This is a genomic window from Thermodesulfobacteriota bacterium (genome assembly GCA_036397855.1).
Taxonomy (GTDB): Bacteria; Desulfobacterota_D; UBA1144; order Nemesobacterales; family CSP1-2; genus DASWID01.
Window position 1 is genome coordinate 1 of the sequence record DASWID010000091.1, and the last position, 24,299, is coordinate 24,299.

Annotated in this window: 20 protein-coding genes; 10 read left to right on the top strand and 10 right to left on the bottom strand. The window is 39.9% G+C overall.

Features of this window, described 5'->3' with window-relative positions:
• Positions 1 to 436: 436 nt before the first annotated feature.
• Positions 437 to 1,735, bottom strand: coding sequence for an MFS transporter (locus VGA95_06915; GenBank protein ID HEX9666276.1), 1,299 nt, complete (start codon positions 1,733 to 1,735; stop codon positions 437 to 439).
• Between the two features lie 131 nt (positions 1,736 to 1,866).
• Here VGA95_06915 and miaB point away from each other — a divergent pair, with 131 nt between their 5' ends.
• Both miaB and VGA95_06925 read left to right on the top strand, forming a co-directional pair.
• Positions 1,867 to 3,168 carry a tRNA (N6-isopentenyl adenosine(37)-C2)-methylthiotransferase MiaB gene (gene miaB / locus VGA95_06920; GenBank protein HEX9666277.1) on the top strand — a complete coding sequence of 434 codons (1,302 nt, stop codon included), beginning with the start codon at positions 1,867 to 1,869 and terminating at the stop codon, positions 3,166 to 3,168.
• A 19-nt stretch (positions 3,169 to 3,187) separates the two neighbouring features.
• Positions 3,188 to 3,664: a bifunctional nuclease family protein gene (locus VGA95_06925; GenBank protein HEX9666278.1), complete on the top strand. Its 477-nt coding sequence runs from the start codon at positions 3,188 to 3,190 to the stop codon at positions 3,662 to 3,664.
• Here the strand turns inward: VGA95_06925 and VGA95_06930 are convergent, their stop codons facing one another.
• The 4 genes from VGA95_06930 to pilB form a co-directional block, all read right to left on the bottom strand.
• Positions 3,665 to 5,053 carry a sigma-54 dependent transcriptional regulator gene (locus VGA95_06930; GenBank protein HEX9666279.1) on the bottom strand — a complete coding sequence of 463 codons (1,389 nt, stop codon included), beginning with the start codon at positions 5,051 to 5,053 and terminating at the stop codon, positions 3,665 to 3,667.
• A gap of 716 nt (positions 5,054 to 5,769) precedes the next feature.
• Positions 5,770 to 6,984: a type II secretion system F family protein gene (locus VGA95_06935; GenBank protein ID HEX9666280.1), complete on the bottom strand. Its 1,215-nt coding sequence runs from the start codon at positions 6,982 to 6,984 to the stop codon at positions 5,770 to 5,772.
• Between the two features lie 38 nt (positions 6,985 to 7,022).
• The gene (locus VGA95_06940) at positions 7,023 to 8,120 is read right to left on the bottom strand and encodes a type IV pilus twitching motility protein PilT (protein HEX9666281.1); all 1,098 of its coding nucleotides are present in this window, start codon (positions 8,118 to 8,120) and stop codon (positions 7,023 to 7,025) included.
• A 12-nt stretch (positions 8,121 to 8,132) separates the two neighbouring features.
• Positions 8,133 to 9,884: a type IV-A pilus assembly ATPase PilB gene (pilB, locus tag VGA95_06945; protein HEX9666282.1), complete on the bottom strand. Its 1,752-nt coding sequence runs from the start codon at positions 9,882 to 9,884 to the stop codon at positions 8,133 to 8,135.
• 248 nt (positions 9,885 to 10,132) lie between these two features.
• Here pilB and trmFO point away from each other — a divergent pair, with 248 nt between their 5' ends.
• The 4 genes from trmFO to ppdK all read left to right on the top strand — a co-directional run bounded on the left by trmFO (position 10,133) and on the right by ppdK (position 17,313).
• The gene (gene trmFO, locus VGA95_06950) at positions 10,133 to 11,467 is read left to right on the top strand and encodes a methylenetetrahydrofolate--tRNA-(uracil(54)-C(5))-methyltransferase (FADH(2)-oxidizing) TrmFO (GenBank protein HEX9666283.1); all 1,335 of its coding nucleotides are present in this window, start codon (positions 10,133 to 10,135) and stop codon (positions 11,465 to 11,467) included.
• A gap of 74 nt (positions 11,468 to 11,541) precedes the next feature.
• Entirely contained in the window at positions 11,542 to 12,429 is an 888-nt protein-coding gene (glyQ, locus tag VGA95_06955) for a glycine--tRNA ligase subunit alpha (GenBank protein HEX9666284.1), read from the top strand.
• The gene (gene glyS / locus VGA95_06960; protein HEX9666285.1) at positions 12,414 to 14,504 is read left to right on the top strand and encodes a glycine--tRNA ligase subunit beta; all 2,091 of its coding nucleotides are present in this window, start codon (positions 12,414 to 12,416) and stop codon (positions 14,502 to 14,504) included. Before glyQ ends, glyS begins: the two co-directional genes overlap by 16 nt.
• A 64-nt stretch (positions 14,505 to 14,568) precedes the next feature.
• Positions 14,569 to 17,313: a pyruvate, phosphate dikinase gene (ppdK, locus tag VGA95_06965; protein HEX9666286.1), complete on the top strand. Its 2,745-nt coding sequence runs from the start codon at positions 14,569 to 14,571 to the stop codon at positions 17,311 to 17,313.
• A 109-nt stretch (positions 17,314 to 17,422) separates the two neighbouring features.
• On the opposite strand, the gene VGA95_06970 is transcribed toward ppdK, so the two are convergent.
• From VGA95_06970 to VGA95_06990, 5 genes are read right to left on the bottom strand one after another with little or no spacing between them, the layout of a single operon-like run.
• Complete coding sequence (locus VGA95_06970; protein HEX9666287.1) at positions 17,423 to 18,235, bottom strand: TIGR00282 family metallophosphoesterase; 813 nt, start codon at positions 18,233 to 18,235, stop codon at positions 17,423 to 17,425.
• 56 nt (positions 18,236 to 18,291) lie between these two features.
• Complete coding sequence (gene rny / locus VGA95_06975) at positions 18,292 to 19,848, bottom strand: ribonuclease Y (GenBank protein ID HEX9666288.1); 1,557 nt, start codon at positions 19,846 to 19,848, stop codon at positions 18,292 to 18,294.
• Position 19,849: 1 nt separating this feature from the next.
• On the bottom strand, positions 19,850 to 20,566 hold the full coding sequence (locus tag VGA95_06980) for a 5-formyltetrahydrofolate cyclo-ligase (GenBank protein HEX9666289.1): 717 nt from the start codon (positions 20,564 to 20,566) through the stop codon (positions 19,850 to 19,852).
• Positions 20,490 to 20,837, bottom strand: a complete 348-nt coding sequence (locus VGA95_06985) for a cell division protein ZapA (GenBank protein HEX9666290.1) — start codon at positions 20,835 to 20,837, stop codon at positions 20,490 to 20,492. Before VGA95_06985 ends, VGA95_06980 begins: the two co-directional genes overlap by 77 nt.
• 10 nt (positions 20,838 to 20,847) lie before the next feature.
• A complete protein-coding gene (locus tag VGA95_06990) occupies positions 20,848 to 21,057 on the bottom strand; it encodes a hypothetical protein (protein HEX9666291.1) in 210 nt (69 codons plus the stop codon).
• A 67-nt stretch (positions 21,058 to 21,124) separates the two neighbouring features.
• On the opposite strand from VGA95_06990, the gene prfA reads away from it, so the two are divergent.
• From prfA to VGA95_07010, 4 genes are all read left to right on the top strand, one after another.
• Positions 21,125 to 22,198 (top strand): peptide chain release factor 1, encoded by a 1,074-nt coding sequence (gene prfA / locus VGA95_06995; GenBank protein HEX9666292.1) that lies wholly within the window; start codon positions 21,125 to 21,127, stop codon positions 22,196 to 22,198.
• Positions 22,199 to 22,292: 94 nt separating this feature from the next.
• A complete protein-coding gene (gene ccsA / locus VGA95_07000; GenBank protein HEX9666293.1) occupies positions 22,293 to 23,105 on the top strand; it encodes a cytochrome c biogenesis protein CcsA in 813 nt (270 codons plus the stop codon).
• A gap of 269 nt (positions 23,106 to 23,374) precedes the next feature.
• Positions 23,375 to 23,734, top strand: coding sequence for a hypothetical protein (locus VGA95_07005; GenBank protein ID HEX9666294.1), 360 nt, complete (start codon positions 23,375 to 23,377; stop codon positions 23,732 to 23,734).
• Positions 23,731 to 24,180 (top strand): poly(R)-hydroxyalkanoic acid synthase subunit PhaE, encoded by a 450-nt coding sequence (locus tag VGA95_07010; protein HEX9666295.1) that lies wholly within the window; start codon positions 23,731 to 23,733, stop codon positions 24,178 to 24,180. The genes VGA95_07005 and VGA95_07010 overlap by 4 nt, the downstream gene beginning before the upstream one ends.
• The last annotated feature ends 119 nt before the right edge of the window (positions 24,181 to 24,299 follow it).

A 24,299-nucleotide genomic window follows, 5' to 3' on the forward strand; every position in this document is an offset into this window, starting at 1 on the left:
CCCATAAGTAGCAACAATAACATTGGTAGCATCATAGACATCACAGTCTTCATGCCCCAATATCTCAACAAACACCTTTTCATCTGACCCTTTCCTCCTTTGAGAGGGATTTCCAAGTCAAGTGCAGCAAAAGCTGTGCCATTGAGAAGATAGAACACTAATTCCCCGTGTTCATTAGATTTGACAAATCGACTCAAGAGATGTCTGAAACAATTTATGGAAGGAAAAAATGCTTACTGCCTAGTAATTAAGCATTTAAGACCCTCAATTAGGCACTTAAATACCCTGCAAAATATTGAAAAAAATTCCAACTGTGTTTCTTATTAAAAATTTATAGAACTCGTGTTGTGTTCTACAAGTTGCAAATCAATATACAAGTATACTTGCGACATTAGCAAACAGAGACAAAAAATCAACAGTAATCGCCTTTTTCCACTTAAATTTCCAGTTGTTTTCCCTTCGTTTCAGGGAGGGTCATCACAACTATTGCTGCGGCAATTGCAAACACTGCTACAGTAATAAGTGCATGACCATAGCCATATAATCCAGCAATAAACCCTACCATCGGCGGAGCTATAGCAGAAACACCCCTACCAACGTTGTAACAAAATCCCTGAGCGGTTCCTCTTGCTCTAGTAGGAAATATCTCAGAGAATATAGCACCAAAACCAGAATAAAATCCAGTACCAAAAAATCCAATGAATGGCCCAAGAACGAGAACCGTAGTCAAGTCTTTTGCATGTCCAAAAAACCATACCAACACAGCCATGGCAAGAAGGTAAATAACAAAAACGGGACGTCTTCCAAAACGATCACTGATCCAACCAAATGTATTACAACCTACAAACGCTCCAACATTGATCGGAATAATCCACGCAAATCCCTTCGGTCCCAATCCCACTCCGCCCTCCTCAACCGGCCTAGATAGAAATTGGGGAATCCAAAAATAAAGCCCCCAGTAGGCTATCATACATAAGCTCGTAAGGACCGTAGCCGTAATGGTATACCTGATCAAATCCCTCCTAAAAATTTGTCCAAGTGTAAAACTTTGTCCTTTCTCACCGAGTTTCCCCTCTTTCCTCATGTCTGCAGTTTTCTGCCAGATCTCGGGTTCATCAAGGTGTCTCCTGATATAGAAAACCAAAAAAGCAGGAGTTATTCCAACCAAGAATAGAATCCTCCATCCAACATTCACATCAAAACCTGGAATAATTAAAGTGGCAAGTATTCCTGCCAAAATGTAACCAACAGCCCATCCACTTTGTACCATACCAATGACCTTACCCCTATGCTGCTTCGGCCAGCTCTCTGCGACTAAAACCTCGCCGGATGCCCATTCCCCCCCCATACCGAGACCCAGAAATAAGCGACAAACTATCAGAAACCACACGGTAGGGGAAAAAGCGCTAAGACCTGTGAATAGAGAATACACGAGTATCGTATAAGTTAACGCCCGAACCCTGCCTATATAATCTGAAACTATTCCGAATACCGCTCCGCCGAAGGCCGATGAGAAGAGTGTTACGGAGAAAATGGTTCCCACCTGTGACGGAGAAAGGGAAAATACTTCAGCTATGCTTGAAACCGCAAAGGCAAATAATAGAAGATCCATGGCATCCAATGTCCATCCTAAAAAGGCTGCTATGAATGCCTTCCACTGATCTGAATTTATGTCCCTATACCAACCAAATAGACCTGGTTTTGGTGCGGTAAAACCTGTTAGCTCATTACTCATAATTGCCTCTCCGATAAAATTACAACTAGAAATTTCATTCGACCATCCTACTAAATTTAAACTTTCGTGTCAATGACAATATTAAGTTTGTTGACTTGAGGATCTTATAGCGTTAAATTGTAAGGTAAGCAATGAATAAAAAATTTCTATACTTGGAAACCTATGGCTGTCAGATGAATGAATACGATTCGGACAGGATCAGGAATAGTGTCGACTTAGAGATAACTCAAGATCCTCAAAAAGCCGATGTAGTTATCATTAATACATGCGCCATAAGAGAAAAAGCCGATCAAAAAGCATTCAGCAGTTTGGGAAGATTTAAACACTTAAAAGCTAAAAATCCAAACTTAATAGTTGGTATTGCCGGGTGTGTCGCTCAACTCTACGGAGAAAAGCTCCTGAAAAAGATCCCACATTTAGACCTTGTCTTGGGACCGCGCGCCATTCCCAGTTTGCCTAAACTCTTAACACAGATCGAAAAAGAGAAAATGAGAAACGTGGAAACCTCCCTCGATTTAGAGGAGATATTCGAAGTTGAACCATATCATGAAAATGGCAAAGTATCCGCATTCGTATCTGTGCAGCAAGGTTGTAATAAAACGTGCTCATACTGCATTGTCCCCTTTGTGAGAGGAAAAGAAATCAATAGACCTTTAAATGATATATTAACTGAAACCAAAAACTTGCTTACAAAAGGTGTGAGAGAAGTTACGCTCATTGGACAAACTGTGAATTCTTGGAAGGCCAACGGTTACAAATTTGGCGATCTCTTAAGAAAAGTCGCAGAAATAAAAGAATTACTTAGAATTCGCTTTACAACATCATACCCTCGTGATGTCACTAAAAAGATGATCTATGCCATGAGAGAGGCGCCAAAGGTATGTCACCATATTCACCTTCCGGTTCAGTCTGGCTCAAATAGAATATTGGCGATGATGAAGAGGACTTATACAAAGGAATCATATTTAGATATAATAAAGGCATTAAGAGAGTCGATCCCTGATATCGCAATAACAACAGATCTGATAGTCGGATTCCCAGGGGAAACGGAGCAGGATTTCAACGAAACTTTGGAATTGATCAAGGAAGTGGAATTTGACACCAGCTTTTCTTTTAAATTTTCGCCACGCCCCGGAACGCCAGCAGCCGAAAGCAACAAACTAGTACCAGAAATTATCTCAAACAAAAGATTAGCTATGTTACAGAACATTCAAAAAGAAATCACAATTCGCAAGAATCAAAAAAAGGTAGGCACCGTAGAAGAGGTTTTGGTTGAGGGTGAGAGCAGAAATGATCCATCATGGCAATCTGGCAGGAATACTCATAATCAAATAGTTAATTCCCCTGGACCACTTAGTCTCAAAGGTAAGATAGTGAATGTGCGGATCTCTGAAGGTCTACAAAACTCCCTCAGGGGAGAATTGTTACAATAAAAACTAACGGAGGTGTATTATGATATTCGAAATGAAGGTCTCTGGTATAGCTTTAGATCCTTTTACTAACAGCCCAATTGTAATTCTCAAGGATCTCTCTGGAGAAAAAATACTTCCAATCTGGATAGGGTTTATGGAAGCCAGTTCAATTGCAATGGAACTTGAAAAAACACCAAGGGTCAGGCCTTTAACCCACGACCTTATGAAAAATTTATTGGAAAACTTGAATTTTTCCGTTTCAAGAGTCGAGGTAACTGATTTAAGAAACGACACATTTTACGCAGAAATACATATAAAAAGGGATAGCGAGGAATACATTCTGGACTCCAGGCCCAGCGATGCAATAGCCATCGCGCTAAGGACTGGTTCAAGCATTTGGGTCAAAGACGAGGTTTTTGAAAAATCCAAGAAGTTGGATTTTGATGAGAGTAAAGAAAAACTTTCCGATCTTCTCGATAAGATTCCACCAGGTGATTTTGGAAAATATAAGATGTAATTATAAATGCATTTGAGATGTACTAATTTCATGCTTTGATAATCTGTACCGTAGCGAACGCAAGGAGATACCGAGATTTTTTGCCGCTTCTGTTTTGTTTCCTTTGCTAGCTTTTAGAGCACTACCTAACAATTGTTTTTCGACATTATTGAGTATGGTATCCAAACCCATCTTTGAATAGTTGTAGTTATCAAGTTCCACTAAATTTTCCCCATAAACAAGATTCGGTAATGTCTCTGGAAGAATCAGATCAGCGTTTTCAAGCGCTATACACCTCACTATTATATTTTCAAGCTCCCTGACATTTCCAGGGAACTGATAGCTCTCCAATATGCTAAGTGCAGCCCGAGAAATATCATGAATGTCCGTCCCCATCTCCTTCGAATACTTATTGATGAAATGTAAAACCAATAACGGTATATCTTCCTTACGTTCTCTTAAGGGTGGGAGTGATATCTTTATTACATTAAGTCTGTAGAATAGATCCTCACGAAAATTACCATTTAGCACCTCTTCCTCAATTTTCTTATTCGTGGCTGCAATAACTCTTAAATCAACTTTAGTGTCTTCAGATGCGCCTAAGGGTCTGATCTTTTTCTCCTCAATTGCCCTCAGAAGTTTTACTTGAAGGTGTGGGGATAACTCGCCGATCTCGTCCAACAAAATGGTACCACCGTCAGCAATCTCGAAAATTCCTTTTTTATCTCTAAGGGCTCCAGTAAAGGCACCTCTCCTGTAACCGAAAAGCTCACTCTCGATAAGGGAATCTGGTAGTGCACCACAATTAACAGGAACGAACGGACCAGCATGCCTTATCCCACTATGGTGTATCGCCAAAGCTACAAGCTCTTTACCCGTTCCGCTCTCACCCGATATTATAACGTTTACATTTAGCTTCGATACTTTCTTAATGAGGTCGAAGACTCCGAGCATGGAAGGACTATTCCCAATTATATGACCAAAGCCGTATTGTTTCTCCATTTCCTTTTTCAATCTTAGACATTTGCGATCGCTCTTTTTCTTTTCGAGTGCCTCCTCTATTACCTTTTTCAATTCATCAATCTTGAACGGTTTTGCAATGTAGTCATAGGCACCAAGCTTCATTGCTTCTAAAGCAGTTTCGTGTGAGGCGTATGCCGTAATCATTATTACGCTCGTTTCGGGACTCTTTTCGTTTATTGTTCTTAACAGGTCAATGCCATTTATTGTTGGCACTACGATGTCAAGAACAGCTAAGTCGTAAAGATTATTTTCCATCCTGTTAATCGCTTCACTACCGTCTGCCACAGTTTCAACCATATAGCCAATTTTGTTAAGCATCATGCCCAGAAATTCTCTTATGCCTGGTTCATCGTCGACCACTATGATCCTGCTCGGTTCATTCCCCATAATTCGCCTCCGATCTCATATGATTGGATATAGTACTTATCAATTTCAGCCAACGCGATAATCTTAAATATCTACATAGATCCTAACCTTGTTTTCTGGACCGTTTGTATCAAAGTGACGATATGGGCTTCAGTTTTCAATCATAAGACATTAGAGTACAACCGTTACCAAAATGCTTTATCTTAAGAAAAGAACCAACAATTTCAATAAATGACAATTCCATCAATTCGATCGCAATCACGCAATCTGCTACCAACCCCTGACTGCCTTATTAATTTGATCAGTCAAGTATCAACTCAGGTAGGAAATCAACAAAATAATTATATTACTAGAACCCATAAATATTATAGCCAATAGAAATACAAAAGTGCTCAGTTTTAATCATTAATCAAATTTTTCGGGTAGTGTGTAATCCTGCGGGAAGCCGAAGGGCATAAGGGTGGCTAAAGACATACATCTTGGTCAAAGACACCCATTTTAGTCATTGATGACATTTCAGAAACTGTCATTTTTATACTGAAGAGAGAATGTAGCAACCGCTCCCACCGAACGGCCATAATTCTTCCTTGTCATTGGGTTTTGTTTGAACTTATTTCAGGCTCAGGGGGGAGTACATTCCTTTACAAAGGTAACATGATAGCATGTAATTATGAGATTATTGCTCGAATGACTTTCTTGGCCCTGTGACAAGATATATAGAATTTGCAATTCAAAAATCAAGAAGCAAGTGTTGAGATGAGTTTGAACATTGGTAGATACATCGCAATTACAATAACCCCTACAGTAACTCCTAAAAATACAATTATTGCAGGCTCGAGTGCTGACATTAAAGCGGCTATGGCAACATCCACTTCGTCGTCGTAAAAATCACCAATCTTGTTAAGCATTTCTTCTAAACCGCCAGTTTGTTCTCCAACAGAAATCATCTGAACTACCATCGGAGTAAAGATCTGAGGCCTTATTGAAAGCGGCTGGGCGAGCGTTTGTCCCTCGCTAACACTCTTCCTCGCTTCCAGTATCGCTTCTTGAACAACTATATTACCCGATGCTTTTGAAGTTATTTCTAATCCATCTAAAATTGGAATACCACCAGCGATAAGTGTAGCCAGAGTCCTGGAAAACCTCGCAATAATTATTTTGAGCCTTAGGTCTCCCACTATCCAAAGTTTTAGGAGAAAATAATCGAAAATCCTCCTAACCCTAATTGAGCGACGATAGAGTAGAATTATAAATATCGAAATAAGCATAATTGATCCGATAATGTAGAGAATATTACTCCTCGCAAAAAAACTGATGTTAATAATATACTGAGTAAGTGTAGGAAGGGTCGTACCCAAATCTTTGAAGACCTCAGCAAATGTGGGAACAACAAATATTATTACAAGAGAAAGCACGAGTATAGCAACGAGTATTACAATTGCTGGATAAATTAAGGCACCCTTAACTCTTCTCCTAATGGCCTCAATCTTCTCTAAATAAATCGCAAGTCTCAGAAGCACTACATCAAGAACACCACCTGCCTCGCCTGCCCTAGCCATGTTCACATATAGACTATCAAAAGCTTTCGGATGCTTTGAAAGTGCATCGGCAAAAGCTGAACCACTCTCGACTTCTTCCTTAACCAAGGATATTATATTTTTAAATTTCGCGTTATTTTGTTGAGAGGATAGGACTTCTAACGACTTGACAAGCGGGAGTCCTGCGTCAATCATGGTAGCCAACTGCCTTGTAAAAACAACGAGTTCTCTTGTTGAGACTCCGCCCAGTTGAATGTTGAAACTAAAAAGTTTTCCCTTTTCCTTCACCCTGCTGGGTATCGGCTTAACCTGCATTTGCCTGAGGCGAGTAAGAACAGCAGATTTGCTTGGCGCTTCCATCTCACCCTTCTGAATTTTTCCTCTAACAACTCCTTCCCAAGCAAAAACAGGCATGACTAGACTCCTATAATTCGAAATCTCCTTGAATAATTTTAACGTCTAGCAATTCTTTCAGCTCTAGCAGCAGACCGTTCGGCAAGTATTCTCCTTAATTCATCTGGCTCCTGTGTTTTAGCCATCGCATCTTCATATGTTATCAGATTCCTGAGATTTAAATCAACCAGGCTTTGATTAAGGGTCTGCATCTGCCACTTTTCCTGGCCAATCTGTTGTTGCGAATATATTTGATGAACCTTATCCTCCCTTATCAAGTTCCTTATTGCGGGATTAGGCACCAACACCTCAACACCTAGAACTCTACCGCCCCCAATTTTTGGAATAAGTGTCTGACAAAGGATTCCCTCGAGTACAAACGAAAGCTGAGCCCTGATCTGTGACTGTTCATGTGGAGGAAATACATCTATGACTCTGTTTATTGTCTGTACTGCCGTGTTTGTGTGTAGAGTAGCGAGGGTAAGATGGCCAGTTTCTGACAGAATAAGAGCAACTTTGATTGTCTCCAGATCTCTCATTTCCCCAATCAGAATTACGTCCGGATCCTCCCTCAATACGCTCCTTAGAGCATTGTTAAAGCTCTTCGTATCACTGCCAACTTCCCTTTGATTGACTATGCAATTCTTGTGGAAGAAAATATACTCTATCGGATCTTCAATGGTAACAATGTGCTCGTGTCTCTCATTGTTGATCTGATCAACCATCGCGGCAAGTGTAGTAGTTTTTCCGGATCCTGTAGGACCGGTAACGAGTATTAGACCCCTTGGCTTCCTCAAAAGCTGGGATGCCACCGGAGGAAGGCCCAGTTCTTGAAGATTTCTAATTTTTACCGGTAGTAATCTAAAGGCTCCCGATATTGCCCCCCTCTGGGTATATATGTTTCCCCTAAACCTTCCTAACTCCTCGATACCAAAAGAGAAATCAAGCTCCCAGTTCTCTTCTAACCTATGTTTCTGCGCATCGGAAAGAATGCTGTAGCACAAATCCTTTGTTTCTAAAGGGGTGAGTGGTGGATGTTTCACCGGTACAAGCTTGCCATCTATCCTCAACATAGGCGGCGCACCAGACGCCAAATGGAGATCTGAAGCCCCGTTTTCCACAACTACTTTTAATAGCTCATAAAATGCTACTGCCATCGCAACCCCCTTTTAATTATCATTAGCGGTATTTCTTACAACCTCTTCAATGGTAGTGATTCCCTGCTTGAGCTTATTAAGAGAGCTTTGCCTTAGTGTTTTCATTTTCTGTCTCATTGCTTCACGTTTGATTTCGTATGCCGAAGCACCACTAAGTATAAATTCCTTAAGTTCTTCTGATATAACCATTACTTCGTATACCGCGATTCTTCCCTTATAGCCTGTCCCCAAACATTTTTTGCAACCATTATCCGATTTTTTATAAACTACAAAATCCGAAACCTCCTTCGGTGGTACACCCAAATCGATGAGCACCTGAGGCGAAACATCGCACTCAACCTTACAATCCTTACAGACCTTCCTGACCAGCCTTTGAGCTACAACTGCATTCAAAGAAGCTGTAACCAGAAATGGCTCCACACCCATGTTAAGAAGTCGAGTAATCGATGACGGTGCGTCATTTGTGTGGAGGGTCGACAATACAAGATGCCCAGTAAGCGCCGATTTAATAGCTATCTCTGCAGTTTCGTAATCTCTGATCTCACCCACCAGTATCACGTCTGGATCCTGTCTTAGGAACGATCTTAGACAAGAAGCAAACGTAAGCCCGATATCGTCGTGGACCTGGACCTGGTTTACTCCAGGAAGGCTATATTCAACAGGGTCTTCAGCCGTGGAAATATTGACTTCCGTACTGTTTAATTCCATCAGGCTTGAATACAAAGTGGTTGTTTTTCCACTACCTGTGGGCCCGGTTATCAGAACCATTCCAAATGGTCTAAATATGGATTGCCTAAACTCTTTCAGTTGTTCTTCATCATAACCCAGCTTTGTTAAATCGAGTTGAAGAGATTCCTGATCAAGTATCCTCATAACCGCCTTTTCTCCAAAGAGTGTGGGTATGACCGAGACCCTGAATTCTACATTTCTATCCTTTCCAAATTTAATTCTTATTCGTCCATCCTGAGGTAGTCTCCTTTCAGCAATGTCTAAATTCGCCATAACCTTAATCCTCGACGATACCGCATTTCTCAGCTTCGTGGGTGGACGTATGATGTCATAGAGAACGCCGTCGATTCTATATCTTATCCTGTAATCCTTTGAATAAGGTTCTATGTGAATGTCACTCGCCCCCCTTCTCATTGCATCTAAGAGCAAGTGGTTTACGAGCCTAATTACGGGTGCCTCTCCCGAAGCCCTCTCCAACTCCTTAACGCTTATGTCCTCGTCAAATTTGATTTCTACGGAATAATCTTTAAGTTCACCAATTAGCTTGTCTACTGCTTTATGTGTTTCCTTATTCCGTACTGTTTCCTCCCATTCCCTTTCAGTTCCGTAGTACTCATGTATTGATTTTTCTATTGAGCGTTCAGTTGCAACTACAACTTCGACGCTTTGACCCGTGGCAAACTTAATTTCATCTATTGCGAAAATATTTGAGGGATCAGACATCGCTATGACTAAAGCAGAATCGGTATGATTTATGGGTATAAGATTGTATTTTATAGCGGATTCTCTTGACACATATTTTAGGGCTTCCAGGTCAATATCAAAATTGTCGAGATTAATCGCCGGCACACCGTATTGCTTGCTCAGGTATGTGGCTAACTGATATTCATCAATATAGCCCATGCTGAGAAGCACGTCACTCAATCTATCGCCGCTTTTTTTTTGTTCCTCAAGGGCTTCTTGAAGCTGGTGAGGATTAACCAACTCTTCCTTTAAGAATATATCGCCTGTGAGAATGCTTTTTTGCTGCTCCATAATTAAGAAGACTACTTTATATAAATAATACTCTCCAAATTAAAAAATATCTAAGTTATAACCATTCGTTTGTCAATAATTAATTTTTCTATTATACATTAAATTAAAAGGATATTCGATAAAAACAGATTCACAAAAAGAAATTGAAGAAGACTTCCTATTTGATTCATCTATAGAGACCTAAGCTAATTAATCGTTTAGGATTGCTTTTATTGAACCGATCATGATCTCAGGTAGTATTAAGCGCTATGTCATCCGGTGGAAACGTAACAGTTGTCGGTGCTGGTTTAGCAGGATCAGAAGCCGCATATTATTTAGCCAGGCATGGTATCAAAGTAAGACTCTTTGAAATGAGACCAAAAGTTTTTACGCCCGCACATAATACATCACTTTTCGGGGAGCTCGTCTGCAGCAACTCTCTCAAATCAAGTTCATTGATAAATGCCAGCGGAGTCCTGAAGGAGGAAATGAAAAGACTGGGCTCAGTAGTTATGGAAGCTGCCGAGATGACCAAGGTTCCCGCTGGTCAAGCCCTGGCGGTTGACCGAGAAAAGTTCTCAGATTATCTAACAAAAAAGTTGCGACAAAATCATCTGATCGAAATTATTATCGAAGAGGTCAAAGGAATTCCTTCCGTCAATGAAGGGCCGGTAATTATAGCCACAGGACCTCTTACTTCAAATCATTTGACTCAAAAGATACTTCAGCTCACTGAATCGGAAAATCTTTATTTCTACGATGCAATATCTCCTATAATAGACACAGAATCAATCGACCTTTCAAAGACCTTTAAGGGTTCAAGATACGGGAAGGGTTCTGATGAAGAGGGTGATTATTTAAACTGTTCTTTAAACGAATATGAATACGATAAATTTGTAGATGAAATTATAAATGCACAAAAGGTCGAAATCAGGGATTTTGAAAAGGAAATCTATTTTGAAGGCTGCCTACCCATTGAAATTTTAGCGCAAAGGGGTAAAGACTCTTTGCGATTCGGCCCAATGAAACCTGTGGGTTTAATTGATCCGCGAACAAGGAAAAGACCTTTTTCCGTAGTCCAACTCAGGAAGGAAAATAACTCTTCATCAATGTACAATATCGTAGGATTTCAAACAAAGCTCAAATATCCTGAACAGAGAAGAGTCTTTAGGTTAATACCAGGACTAGAAAATGCGGAGTTTATGAGATACGGGAGCGTTCACAGAAATACATTTATAAACTCACCAAAAGTTCTTCATCCAAGCCTTCAGATAAAAGGGAATGAAAAGATAATGCTAGCAGGTCAAATAGTAGGCGTTGAAGGGTATGTTGAATCGGCAGCCATGGGCCTACTTGCTGGAATTAATGCCTTGAGAATTGTAAAAGATTTTAAAACTGTCGTTCCTCCGCATGAAACAGCTATCGGATCCTTGATAAGGTATATATCTGACCCAAGCACAAAAGACTTTCAGCCCATGAATATAAACTTTGGTTTATTTCCCGAGGCGGAGATTGGCAAGACAAAGTCAGAAAGGAGAAAACTTATCGCGGAAAGGGCGATCTCCAAGCTTTGCGAGTTTAATCAAAATTGTCAGCTTTCTTGACCTTGATTATTTAATCAGTTTCTTAGGTAATATGATTAGTCATACCTCAACTATTTTTTCATTATGTCCTTGAAATGAATTTTCAAGATTTGATACTGAAATTGCAGATTTTTTGGTCAAAGAGGGGTTGCATAATACTTCAACCATATGACATTGAAAAAGGCGCGGGAACTTTCCATCCAGCCACATTCCTCAGATGTTTAGGTCCTGAGCCCTGGCGCGTGGCGTATGTTGAACCTTCGAGAAGGCCGACCGACGGAAGATATGGAGACAACCCTAACAGACTTCAACACTATTACCAGTTTCAGGTGATTATAAAACCCTCTCCGAGTAACATACAAGATCTATATCTAGACAGTTTACGATCCCTTGGTATCGACCCCCTTATGCATGATATAAGGTTCGTGGAGGATGACTGGGAAGCTCCTACGCTAGGTGCATGGGGATTGGGTTGGGAAGTCTGGCTTGATGGAATGGAAATAACTCAATTTACATACTTTCAGCAGGCTGGTGGAATTGACTTAAAACCAATTTCCGCAGAAATCACTTACGGTACGGAAAGAATAGCAATGTATTTACAGGGTGTGCAAAGCGTTTTTGACCTGGAATGGACGAAGAATGTAACATATGGAGAAATTCATCATCGAGATGAAATTGAATTTTCAAAATACAACTTCGAAGAATCAAATCCACAAATGTTAAGAGAAATGTTTGATATGTTTAAATCTGAATGTGAGCAGCTCATTGGTAAGAATCTACCGATCCCAGCCTACGATTACTGCTTAAAATGTTCACATACATTCAATCTTCTAGATGCACGGGGTGTAATTGGTGTAGTCGAGCGTGAAAATTATATTGGAAAGATTCGAACCCTAGCAAAGATGTGTGCTGAATCCTATTTAAAGGAAAGAGAAGAATTGGGGTTCCCACTTTCTAAAAATAACCCATGGGAAAAGAATTAATACTTGAAATTGGCACAGAAGAGATTCCCGCACGATTTATGGAAGATGCTATACGGGACCTGAGCCGTGTTACTGAGCGGGAACTAAAGGAAAACCTTCTAAAATATGATGATATTAGTAGTTACGGAACTCCTCGAAGACTAATACTAAGAATCACCTATCTTTCCGGAAGACAGATTGATAGGTTAATTGAAGCAGTTGGTCCCCCGAAGCGAATTGCATTTGATAAAAGTGGTAAACCGACAATGGCAGCAATCGGATTTGCCCGTGCCCAAGGGGTAAGAGTAAATGATTTAGTAATCTCAGTCGGAGAAAAAGGTGAATTCGTTGCCGTAAGAAGAACTATTAAGGGAGAAAAAACTGAAAAGATATTGCGGCATCTTCTCCCAAAGATAATACAATCCATTTCCTTTAGAAAATCTATGAGATGGGGCGAAGGGAACGAAGCTTTTGTGAGACCAATTAGATGGATACTATCTATTTATGGTGGAAAGCCTATTAAATTCAAGCTAGACGGAGTGTTAAGTGGATCAAAGACTCGGGGTCATAGATTCATGTCTAAAAAGCCATTCCATGTAGAAAATTGGAACGAATACAGTAGTGAGCTAAGAAAAAGGTTTGTCGTCTTCGACCAGGAGGAAAGAAAGAAAATTATCCAAGAGAGTATAGATCTAAGAGCAAGAGAAATTGGAGGAATACCGCTAGATGATGAGAAATTGCTCGAGACAACATCCCATTTAGTTGAATATCCAATCATGCTTAAGGGAAGTTTCGACAGAGATTTCTTAAAACTTCCCACCGAGGTTCTAACAAGTGTTATGAAAAATCAACAGAAGTATTTTCCTGTTTTCTCAAAGGCTGTTGATAATCAGAAACTTCTTTCAAATTTTATATTTGTTTGTGGGACACCCGTGAAAGACCAAGAAATCGTCATTAAAGGCAATGAACGAGTTATCAACGCCAGATTTAAAGATGCGAGCTTCTTCTTCGAAGAAGACTTAAAATCTCCACTCTCCTCGAAGCCGGAGAAATTAAAAAGTATGGTTTTCCTTTCAGAATTGGGTACATATTATGATAAAACAATGAGAATGGAAGATTCAGTTGAACAAATTGGAATTAGACTTGGATTTAAGAGCACGATCGTAGACATAAAAAGGGCGGCTAAGTTATCAAAAGCGGATCTCACATCAGAGATGGTCTTTGAATTCCCGGAGCTACAAGGAATAATGGGGAAATACTATGCACTGTTTTCTGGGGAGAATAAGGAAGTTGCAAAAGCAATAGAGGAACAATACCTGCCAATTACCCGTGAAGGAATTCTTCCCGAAACGAAATATGGAAGTATACTCAGCATAGCAGATAAGGTAGATAACATTTCTGCAAACTTTATTACAGGGCATATTCCCACAGGAACTTCTGACCCCTATGCCCTGAGAAGACAGGCAATTGGAATAATAAATATAATTCTTCATCAGGAATTCCATTTAAGCTTAAAAGAAACGTATGACTTCAGCCTCAATCTGTTCCGTGATCAACAAAAAATAAAAGACAGTTCAAAAATTGATAAGATTTTGGACGAAATCCTGGACTTTATGGTTGAAAGATTTAGGAACCTGATGCTATCCGAGGGTAATCCAAACGATTTAGTAGATTCAGTAATTTCATCATCATGTGATGATTTGGTTGATACCAAATATAAGATCGAGGCCCTTTCAGAATTCCGCAAGGAACCTGATTTTAATTCGCTCGCTATTGCTTTCAAGCGAGTGTTCAACATCGTAAAGAATCAACCGAGGGACAACTTCAATTGCAAACGCTTAATCGAACCTACTGAAATGCTACTCTTTAGAAATTATTCAATTGTGAAGGGAGAGGTGGAAAAAAGCCTATCTGATGCAAACTATATAGATGCCCTCTTAAAAATGAGGAGTCTGAAAGAACCAATAGACAAATATTTCGATGACGTACTAGTCATGGATAAGGACGAAGAGATCAGACGGAATCGCATCTCGATGTTATGGGAAATCAGGGATCTTTTTTTCAAACTCGCGGACTTTTCAAAAATTAACACTTAAAAAAACAGCATAAACAATGACAAAAATTAACTATACACTGAAAACATCGGAGAAAAAGCTGACAATGAATAATAAGAGGGAAAAGTATATTTATTTCTTCGGAGGTGGTAAAGCAGATGGAAGAGGAGTTATGAAGGATGTGCTTGGGGGTAAAGGGGCAGGACTCGCAGAAATGTCAAGTATTGGGATCCCAGTTCCACCAGGTTTTACTATCTCAACCGAAGTTTGTCGTATCTTCTATGAAAACAGAAAGCGAATTCCTCACCAGACGATAAGTGAGATAGAGGAGTACCTTACAAAACTAGAAAAGCTATCCAGAAAGAAATTCGGCGACCCGGGAAACCCACTTCTGGTTTCAGTACGGTCCGGCGCTAAATTCTCCATGCCGGGAATGATGGATACTATCCTAAACTTAGGGCTAAACGACATGAGTGTTCAGGGGCTGTCGGTTAAAACAGGGAATCCGAGATTCGCTTGGGATGCGTACAGAAGATTTATTCAAATGTTCAGTGACATTGTTTTAAAGATTAAAAAGGAAGAATTTGAGAAAATTCTAGAGACCACGAAGCAAAAGCATAAATGTAGGTCTGATGTTGAGCTTACGACACAAGCAATCAAAGATGTTGTTAAAGAGTATAAGAGGCTTGTAAAAAGGAAATCAAAAAATGAATTTCCTCAGAGCCCTAAATCGCAGCTATTTAGCGCAATAAATGCAGTTTTCTTATCTTGGAACAATCCGAGAGCAGTCTTCTATAGGAAGCAGTATGGAATCTCTGATGAAATAGGAACTGCTGTAAATGTGCAGGAAATGGTTTTTGGAAATATGGGTGAAAATTCGGGTACGGGTGTAGGCTTTACGAGAGACCCCGCATCAGGAAATAACCAGCTCTACGCTGAGTACCTGATGAATGCTCAGGGTGAGGATGTTGTAGCAGGCATAAGAACTCCTAACCACTTGGAAAGTTTAAAGCATGATATGCCTGAACTTTATAAGCAGTTGAGTAAAACTTCAAAGGCTTTGGAAAGCCATTTTAGAGACATGCAGGATTTCGAATTTACATTTGAGGGAAATACGCTCTACATCCTTCAGACCCGCAGTGGAAAAAGGACAGGGATAGCGGCGGCAAAAATCGCCCACGACATGGTTAAAGAGAATTTAATCACAATAAATGAGGCCATCCTGAGAATCCATCCCGAGCATATCGAACAATTTTTATTTCCAATTTTTGACCCCGATGAAAAGAGGAATTTCAACCTGCTCACAAATGGGCTTTCTGCATCGCCTGGTGCCGCGGCTGGCAAAGTAGCCTTCGATTCAGAAACAGCGGTAAAAATGAGTAAAAGGGGAGAGCGTGTGGTATTGGTTAGAAAAGAGACCAGTCCGGACGACATTCATGGCATGGCGGTCTCCCAAGGTGTACTTACAGCCAGGGGAGGACGCACAAGTCATGCAGCAGTTGTGGGAAGACAGATGGGTAAAGTTTGTGTGGTTGGAGCGGAAGAGTTAATTGTGGATGAAGAAGAAAAGCATTTCAAATCAGGAGACTCTATCATTAAAGAAGGAGATTTCATATCTATAGATGGTTTTGATGGAGATGTGTATTCGGGTGATATTCCGGTAATTTCCTCTGAGGTTCTTCAAGTAATTGAAGGAAAACTAAGACCCGAGCAATCTGAAAGATACACCATATTTTCTGCAATACTTAAGTGGGCTGATAAGATAAGAAAACTTGGTATAAGGACTAACGCTGATACGCCACATGATTCGAAAATAGCGGTTAATTTCGGAGCAGAAGGCATAGGACTTTGCCGTACCGAGCATATGTTTTTTCACGAAGACAGAATACCATTAATGCAGAGTATGATCCTCGCCAGAACTACGAAGGAAAGGGAGAAACTTCTTGAAAAATTACTGCCAATGCAAAAAGAGGATTTCAAAGGGATATTTCGTGAAATGCGAGGATTTCCAGTAACGATAAGGCTTCTTGATCCACCACTCCACGAATTCCTTCCGAAAAGAGAAGAACTTATGGTAGAAATTACAGTACTTGAACTAAAAGGCAAGAAATCCAAAAAAATAAAAGAAAGGCGAAAGCTCCTTGAAAGGGTCGAAGAACTACACGAATTCAATCCAATGCTCGGTCTTCGCGGTTGCAGACTGGGAATTCTGATGCCAGAAATAAGCCGAATGCAGGCGAGAGCGATAATAGAGGCTGCGTGTGAAGTTGAACAAGAAGGAATAAAGGTTATACCAGAAATCATGGTCCCTCTCGTAGGAATGCTCACTGAGATAAAAGCGCAAAAGGACATTATTGTGGAAACAGCCAAAGAGGTCATGGATAAATATAAAGGAAGAATCAAATACTATGTTGGCACTATGATCGAAGTTCCAAGAGCAGCAGTCGTAGCTGATGAAATTGCGACGGAAACAGATTTTTTCTCCTTTGGAACAAATGACCTGACTCAAATGACTTTCGCTTTTTCACGTGATGACGCCGGGAAATTTATAAAGGCCTATACCGAAAAGACGGTTACAATTAATGGAAAACAGGTCGAAATTCTAAAAAAGGATCCTTTTTCAACTCTTGACGTTGATGGGGTTGGGGCATTAATCAAGATGGCGATCGATAATGGTAGAAAAACTAAACCGAATCTAAAACTTGGCATATGTGGAGAGCATGGAGGTGACCCTGCCTCAATCGAATTTTGCCATAGTGTTGGAATGAACTATGTGAGCTGTTCTCCATACAGGGTTCCAATCGCAAGACTTGCGGCAGCAAGAGCCGCATTGATGTTTAATATAGCATAAAGCATCATGTTAATCGGTTTAAATTAAGTGATCCTAGACATTGACTTTTAGCTTGATTAGATGCTTGATAATATAGTCTCTATAAGAATGAAGGTCAGAAGTTCATATTCTACTGCTCTAACGGTTGGTTAATCCTTTTAATACCGGTGGCTTTTCCACTTTCATAGTCTATATCGATTATTATCCCATTAAGCCATATATTTTCTTCTGCGGGCTCCAGCCTCTGAGGCATGAGAGTCAGAAAACGCTTAATCGATTTTTCCCTATCCATACCGATCACAGAATCCATGGCTCCTGTCATCCCCACATCTGTAATATACGCCGTTCCATTCGGAAGGATTCTTTCATCCGCAGTTTGAACGTGCGTATGTGTACCAACTAACGCACTTATCCTTCCATCCAGGTACCAGCCAAAAGCTATCTTCTCTGAGGTCGCCTCCGCATGAAAATCCAAAATTACTATACTCGTTTTATCCTTTAATTCGTCGATCAAATTCAATGCTGAAGTATATGGATTTTCATAAGAATCCATAAAAAGTTTTCCACAAAGGTTTACTACTCCAACCTGCCTGCCATGATTGTCGTTGAATACTCCATGCCCTCTTCCCGGAGTTGAGTCAGGGTAATTAGCTGGGCGAAGTATCCTCGGCTCAGTATCAACATAAGGTATGATCTCCTGCCTGTCCCAGATATGATTTCCTGATGTGAGGATATTTACTCCGCAGTCGAATAGAAATTCAGCTATCTTGGGAGTAATCCCCCTGCCGGCAGCCGCATTCTCGCAGTTTGCTATGACAAGATCAATTTTATGGTGTTCGATTAATTCCGGAACTAGCGCCTTCACAGCCAGTCTTCCAGCCTTCCCAACAATGTCCCCAATAAAAAGAATGCAGCAATCCGTGCTAGCTTCAATCTTTTCCATGAATATACAAAAATTACTGATAGTGTGATTTGAGTATTGCTAAATTTTATGTCTACCTAGTTTGCATATGCGGTAGCACGTACTTCCCGTATTACGATTATTTTTATTTGTCCTGGGAATGCAACCTCTTTCTCAATCTTTTTAGCAATCTCATGAGAAAGCAAAACCCCCTCTTCGTCATTCACCTTACCACTCTCAACAATGACCCTTACTTCTCTACCCGCCTGGATTGCGTAACACTTTTCGACGCCGCGAAAAGAACCGGCAATACTCTCGATTTCTTCTATTCTTTTTACATATGTTTCATATGTCTCCCTTCTTGCCCCTGGTCTCGCCGCAGAGATTGCGTCTGCCGCCTGAACAAGGATCGGTAAAATAGCCTGTGGTTGAGGATCATGTGCCTTAGCAACAGCTTCTATAACCTCCGGAGGCTCTTGGTATTTCCTAACTACTTCTTCTCCAATTTCTACATGAGAGCCCTCAACGTCATGATCAAGCGCCTTTCCAATGTCATGGAGGAGACCCGCCCTTCTCGCCAGTTTTTCATTATAGCCAATTTCCGCCGCCATTACTCCGCATATAAAAGCCACCTCAAGGGAATGGCTCAATATATTCTGTGAAAAGCTGGTTCTGTATTTCAATTTTCCTACGAGCTTTACAAGCTCAGGATGCATGTTATGCGCACCTATATCAAAAACAGCTTCCTCTCCCGCCTTCTGGATCTCCTTTTCAATCTCGGCTTCCACATCGCTAACGACCTCTTCGATTCTGGCAGGATGAATCCTTCCATCCGATATGAGAGATTCTAACGCGAGCCTAGCGATTTCTCTTCTTATAGGGTTCAATGAGGATATTACCGCGGTCTCGGGTGTATCATCTATAATAATATCCACACCAGTTCTAGACTCGATTGAGCGTATATTTCTACCCTCGCGGCCTATGATCCGTCCCTTCATATCATCACTTGGGAGGTTCACGACCGAGATTGTCTTTTCACTCGTATATTGTCCGGCGTATCTTTGTATTGCGAGTGCAATAATATCCTTTGCCTTTCTTTCTGAAGCTTGTTGCAGCTCTTCTTCTATCTGTTTTAGCTTCTTTGCAGATTCATGCCTAGCTTCGTCTTCTATGATATTAATAAGCTCATTTTTTGCCGCTTCCTTTGTCATGCCAGCTATACTCTCGATCTTCTTTTTCGCATCCTCAATAATCATGTTTAGTTCTTTTTCTTTGTCCAAAATAGACTTTTCTTTTGTAGAGAATTCCCTTTCCTTTTTACCTACTTCCAACTCTCTTCTCTCAAGAGATTCGAATTTTCTATCTAAATTGTCTTCGCGATTCTGAAGCCTATTTTCCATCTTAGAAAATTCCTTGTGTTTCTCTCGCGATTCTCTCTCAATCTCAGATTTTGCCTTTTCTTTAATCTCCCGTACTTTGAGCTCAGCTTGCATCTTAATTGCCTCAGACTCTTTTCTTGCCGCTTCTAAAATTGTCTGAGCTTTCCTCTTATCCTTCCCAGCATTCCTTTTCTCCAAGGTTGTTCGCAACAAATAATAAAGGACAAGACCTATTACGAATCCCGATACAGCTGACCCGATTATCCATTCAATCATCTCATGTCCCTCCACTTCCCCCCGCGCAACTGACAATACCAAGTTCCGTAATCAAATATCCCATTTTTATGTCGAATTTCGAAACAGGGATCGAATTTTGGATCTGAAAACTATAAGCCAATGCGATCCTTTTCTCTCTATTTATTAATTTGGTTGAACGGTCGTAGTATCCCTTTCCGTACCCTATCCTTCCACCAGCAAGGTTAAAAACCAATCCCGGAACGATTACTAGATCAAGGTCTTCAGTTAAGATCGCGGGGGAATTTTCATTTGGTTCAGGAATTCCGAAATTTCCTGATTTAAGACTTTCTGTACTATCTACCCCATGGAAACTCAAAAAATACCCATCTACCCGAGGATAATAAACTTTCTTGCCACTTTCGGTAGCGTTTTTAAAAATTCTATACGTATCTACTTCGTTTTTTATCGGAAAGTAAAGAGCTATACTCTTAGCTAGTTTATAACACGGAAGTTGAATAAGAAAACTTGAAATTAGTTCGCTTTTTTTATCAACTTCATCTTCACTTAGACGTAACCTGGCATTTAAAAACTCGCGGCGAATCCGCGGCTTAACAATAGAAATGCTGTAATCCTCTTCCAATAAATTAGGTGATGATAATCTGACTCCCTCTGAAACACAATTATTTGAAAGCCTCCCCTCCCTCTTCTTTTGATTTTTTCCCCACTCGATCTTCACCTTGAGTAACAAAGGTTTCAATAGATTTAAGAGAATTATCCAACAGTTCAACCAGGCTATTTGATTTTTGTTCAGCACGATTTTTAAACTCCTCAAACTCTCTTTTCAATCTGAAATACTCATCCGCTATCTTGAGAGTAGCAAGAAGAAATGGTCGAGGTGCAGATATGGTATCTTCATTGGGTGATGCCTCTCTTAATTTCTCTTCTAAATAACTGGCGATTTCACTCACGTACTCATCGTCGGCATCTGTCTTTATAAAATAATCTTTGTTGAATACGCTTATCTTCATTCGCCTCATTTTAAGCCTCGGACCTGTTTATATATAACTCTACTTTCTCAATTACCTTTCCCAACCTTGAATTTGCCTCCTGCCTGTCCTTTTCCAACTCTTTTATACTTTCTCGAAGTATTCTGACTTCTTCTAATAGTTTTCGATGCTCCTCGGTTATTTTCTTCTCTCTTGAAATTGCTTCTTTAATTCTACTCTCAAGAATATCCATTGATTTCATGATATTACTGGAACAAGTTTAAACTTATCTTGAATTTTTTGCAAGTTGTGTAAACATTATCTTAAAAATGATAGAAACCGGACTGCTAAAACGTCTCGATGAAGTCGAGAAAAAGTATTTGAAAATAGAGAGATACCTAAGTAATCCCAGTTTAACTCCCTCTGAAATACATCGTTATTCCAAGGAGCGCTCTGAGTTGGGTGAATTGGTCGAAATATATAGAGAATACAAACAAACATCGAAAGAAATTGAGGAGAACAAAGCTTTAATCTCGGATAAGGAACTTGGAGCTCTCGCACGCGAAGAAATAACAATTTTGGAAAGAAAGCTCCAAATGCTTAACGATAAGATGCAGCTAATGCTTCTACCGAAGGATCCAATGGATGACAAAAACGTATTTCTAGAAATCCGTGCCGGAGCTGGTGGTGACGAAGCAGCTTTATTTGCTGCCGACCTTCTCAGAATGTATTCCAGATACGCGGAAAGGAATGGATGGAAAACAGATATACTGAATATCAATGAGACAGGAATCGGCGGCATAAAGGAGATAATTTTAGCAATTGAGGGCAAAAGGGTTTATAGCAGATTGAAATATGAAAGTGGAGTACACAGGGTTCAGAGAGTACCAACCACAGAAGCGGGAGGAAGGATTCATACCTCTACTGCGACCGTAGCAGTGCTTCCTGAACCTGATGATGTTGAGGTAAATATTGATACCAGGGACTTAAAGGTCGACACCTTTAGAGCCTCTGGCCCTGGAGGCCAGCACGTTAATAAGACTGATTCGGCAATAAGGATAACCCATATTCCCACGGGAATAGTTGTACAATGCCAGGAGGAGAGGTCTCAGCACAAAAATAGAGCTAAAGCAATGCGAATGCTAAAGGCTAAGCTTTACGAACTTGAAGAATTTAAACGTCAAAATGAGATTTCATCTATTCGTCGTAACCTTGTCGGGAGTGGTGATCGAAGTGAAAAGATAAGGACCTATAATTTCCCACAGGGTAGAATTACAGACCATAGAATAAAACTTACTCTTCATAAAATCGAAGCTATCCTGGACGGCGATCTAGAAGGGTTGATAGATCCATTGGTCAATTACCACCAATCTGAAAACCTCAAACAAATTTCCTATCAATAAATATTTATAGAGTAAGGGAGCGTACTAAATTCATGTTCACTTTTCATTTAAGTTGATTGTTGTGATAGAATATTATGAAAATTAAAAAATAAAAATGGATTGGAAATGGATAGTACCGGTATTTTATTTGATTTCATCTGTTTTTTATTGCAGCTACCTTTGGACAAAAAACCCCAGGGTATCTGTTTGGGGATCAGCAGCCGTCAAAATTGCATTAATCAGCCAGTCCATCATACTTCTTACTCTTTACCTGAAGGGAACCCCCCTAGCCGGTGGTCTTGACAGATCTCTTTATTTCTTCTCGTGGTTTATCACGTTAGTCTACACAATCTTACAGTCAAGGATAAAGGCCGATATCATTGGGGCATTTGTCGCTCCCCTTGGCCTAATCATGACTTTACCCTCGGTGATTCTTCCAGAAGGTATCATTCACAATGATCCTTCGCTAAAAAACCCATGGATTTTAATTCACATAGTACTGGTCTTTCTTGGGGAAGCATTGTTCACCGTTGCATTCATTGCCGGGTTGTTGTATATCTTTCAGGAGCAGAGAATAAAATCAAAGCGCATTGGAAGCTTCCTAAAAAAATTACCTTCATTAACAACACTTGATAAAATAAACCACGTCTGTCTCTTAATAGGTTTTCCATTAATAACTATAGGACTGGCTCTAGGTTTGCTGTCTGCTAAAATTGTATGGGCTGATCATTGGGATTGGGGCCAGAAAGAAACTTGGTCGTTAATTACATGGTTTCTATATGCAATCCTGATTCACGGGAGACTGGCTTCGGGTTGGAAAGGCAAGAAAGCTGCAATAGGAGCTGTGTTAGGATTTGCTATTATCCTCTTTTCGTTCATCGTAATTGGTTATGTAGCACCAGGTAAACATGATTTTTTGGGAAGATGATAACAAACTATAACATGGTAAAAATAGTATGAGTAAATAACTTAGAGACTGAAAGAAATGATCCATAACCTATACATCTGTACACCAAAAAACGATGCTTATGGATGGTAAGTCACGAATCACATGCAACCGCATTGTTATAACATGATAAGAGTAAATATCTAATGAGCAAAAACCCTCTAATCTTTGATTATGTGTATTTATCAGGTAAGTTTAAATACGTTATTAATTTAAATCTGTTGATGATAAAATAACAAGGAAGCGATATCTTGTCTGAAAAAAACAAACAGACAAAACCATTCTATTTAAGCTATTTTGAAAAGCTTTATGAATCTTGGGAGATATCTGCTGAAAAGGCACTAACGTTATGGTTTCATAATCCTCTGTTCAGTAATTTTATGGATAGGGCCGTTGAAAAATCACTTGAATTTAAAAACTACACTCAAGAAATCATCGATAAAACGTTAAAATATAGATTTTTCCCGATTGACAACGATTTGGCGAAACTTACAGATTCCATCGCGAATTTTGATGAAAGACCATCCAGGTTGGAAGGCAAAATTATAAAAGCAAAAAATACAAACATCAAAAAAAAGGGGAAAGCAAAGCGACGGAGGAATAGAAAGTGAGCAATGAGGATATTGAACATGGCGAGTACTACAAGAGATTTTACGATATATGGGAAAAGTCCATGTTAGAAGCCTTAAATATCTGGAAAAAAAATTCAGATATGAATATTAAAAATGAAGGAGACAAATCGACAGAGTTCGATATAGTTGAATATTACAAAAAATTCTATGAAACTTGGGAAAAAACTACTTCTGAAGCACTCGAGAAATATATCAACAGCCCACTGTTTGCTCTAAACATGGGGAAATTTGTTGAGAAGTCGTCTGAGCTCAAAAAATACTTTGATGAGATTGTGGAGAAAAGTCTAAAAAACCTGCGTCTACCATCTAAGAACGATATAGACAGGATTCATAGCTCAATCAACACCATCGAAGCAAAGATTAATGACCTTTCCGAGATGGTCGAAGAACTAAAGAGTTCAAAGAAACCATCCAAAAAGAGGTAGAGATATTCTTTGCCGCTCAGTAATCAAATTTGAAATTCCTTATTCTTAACATTTAGCAATTAAATATTTGTAGCTGAAGCATTAGACATATTAATATCAATGTCTGGATTGCTTTAAGC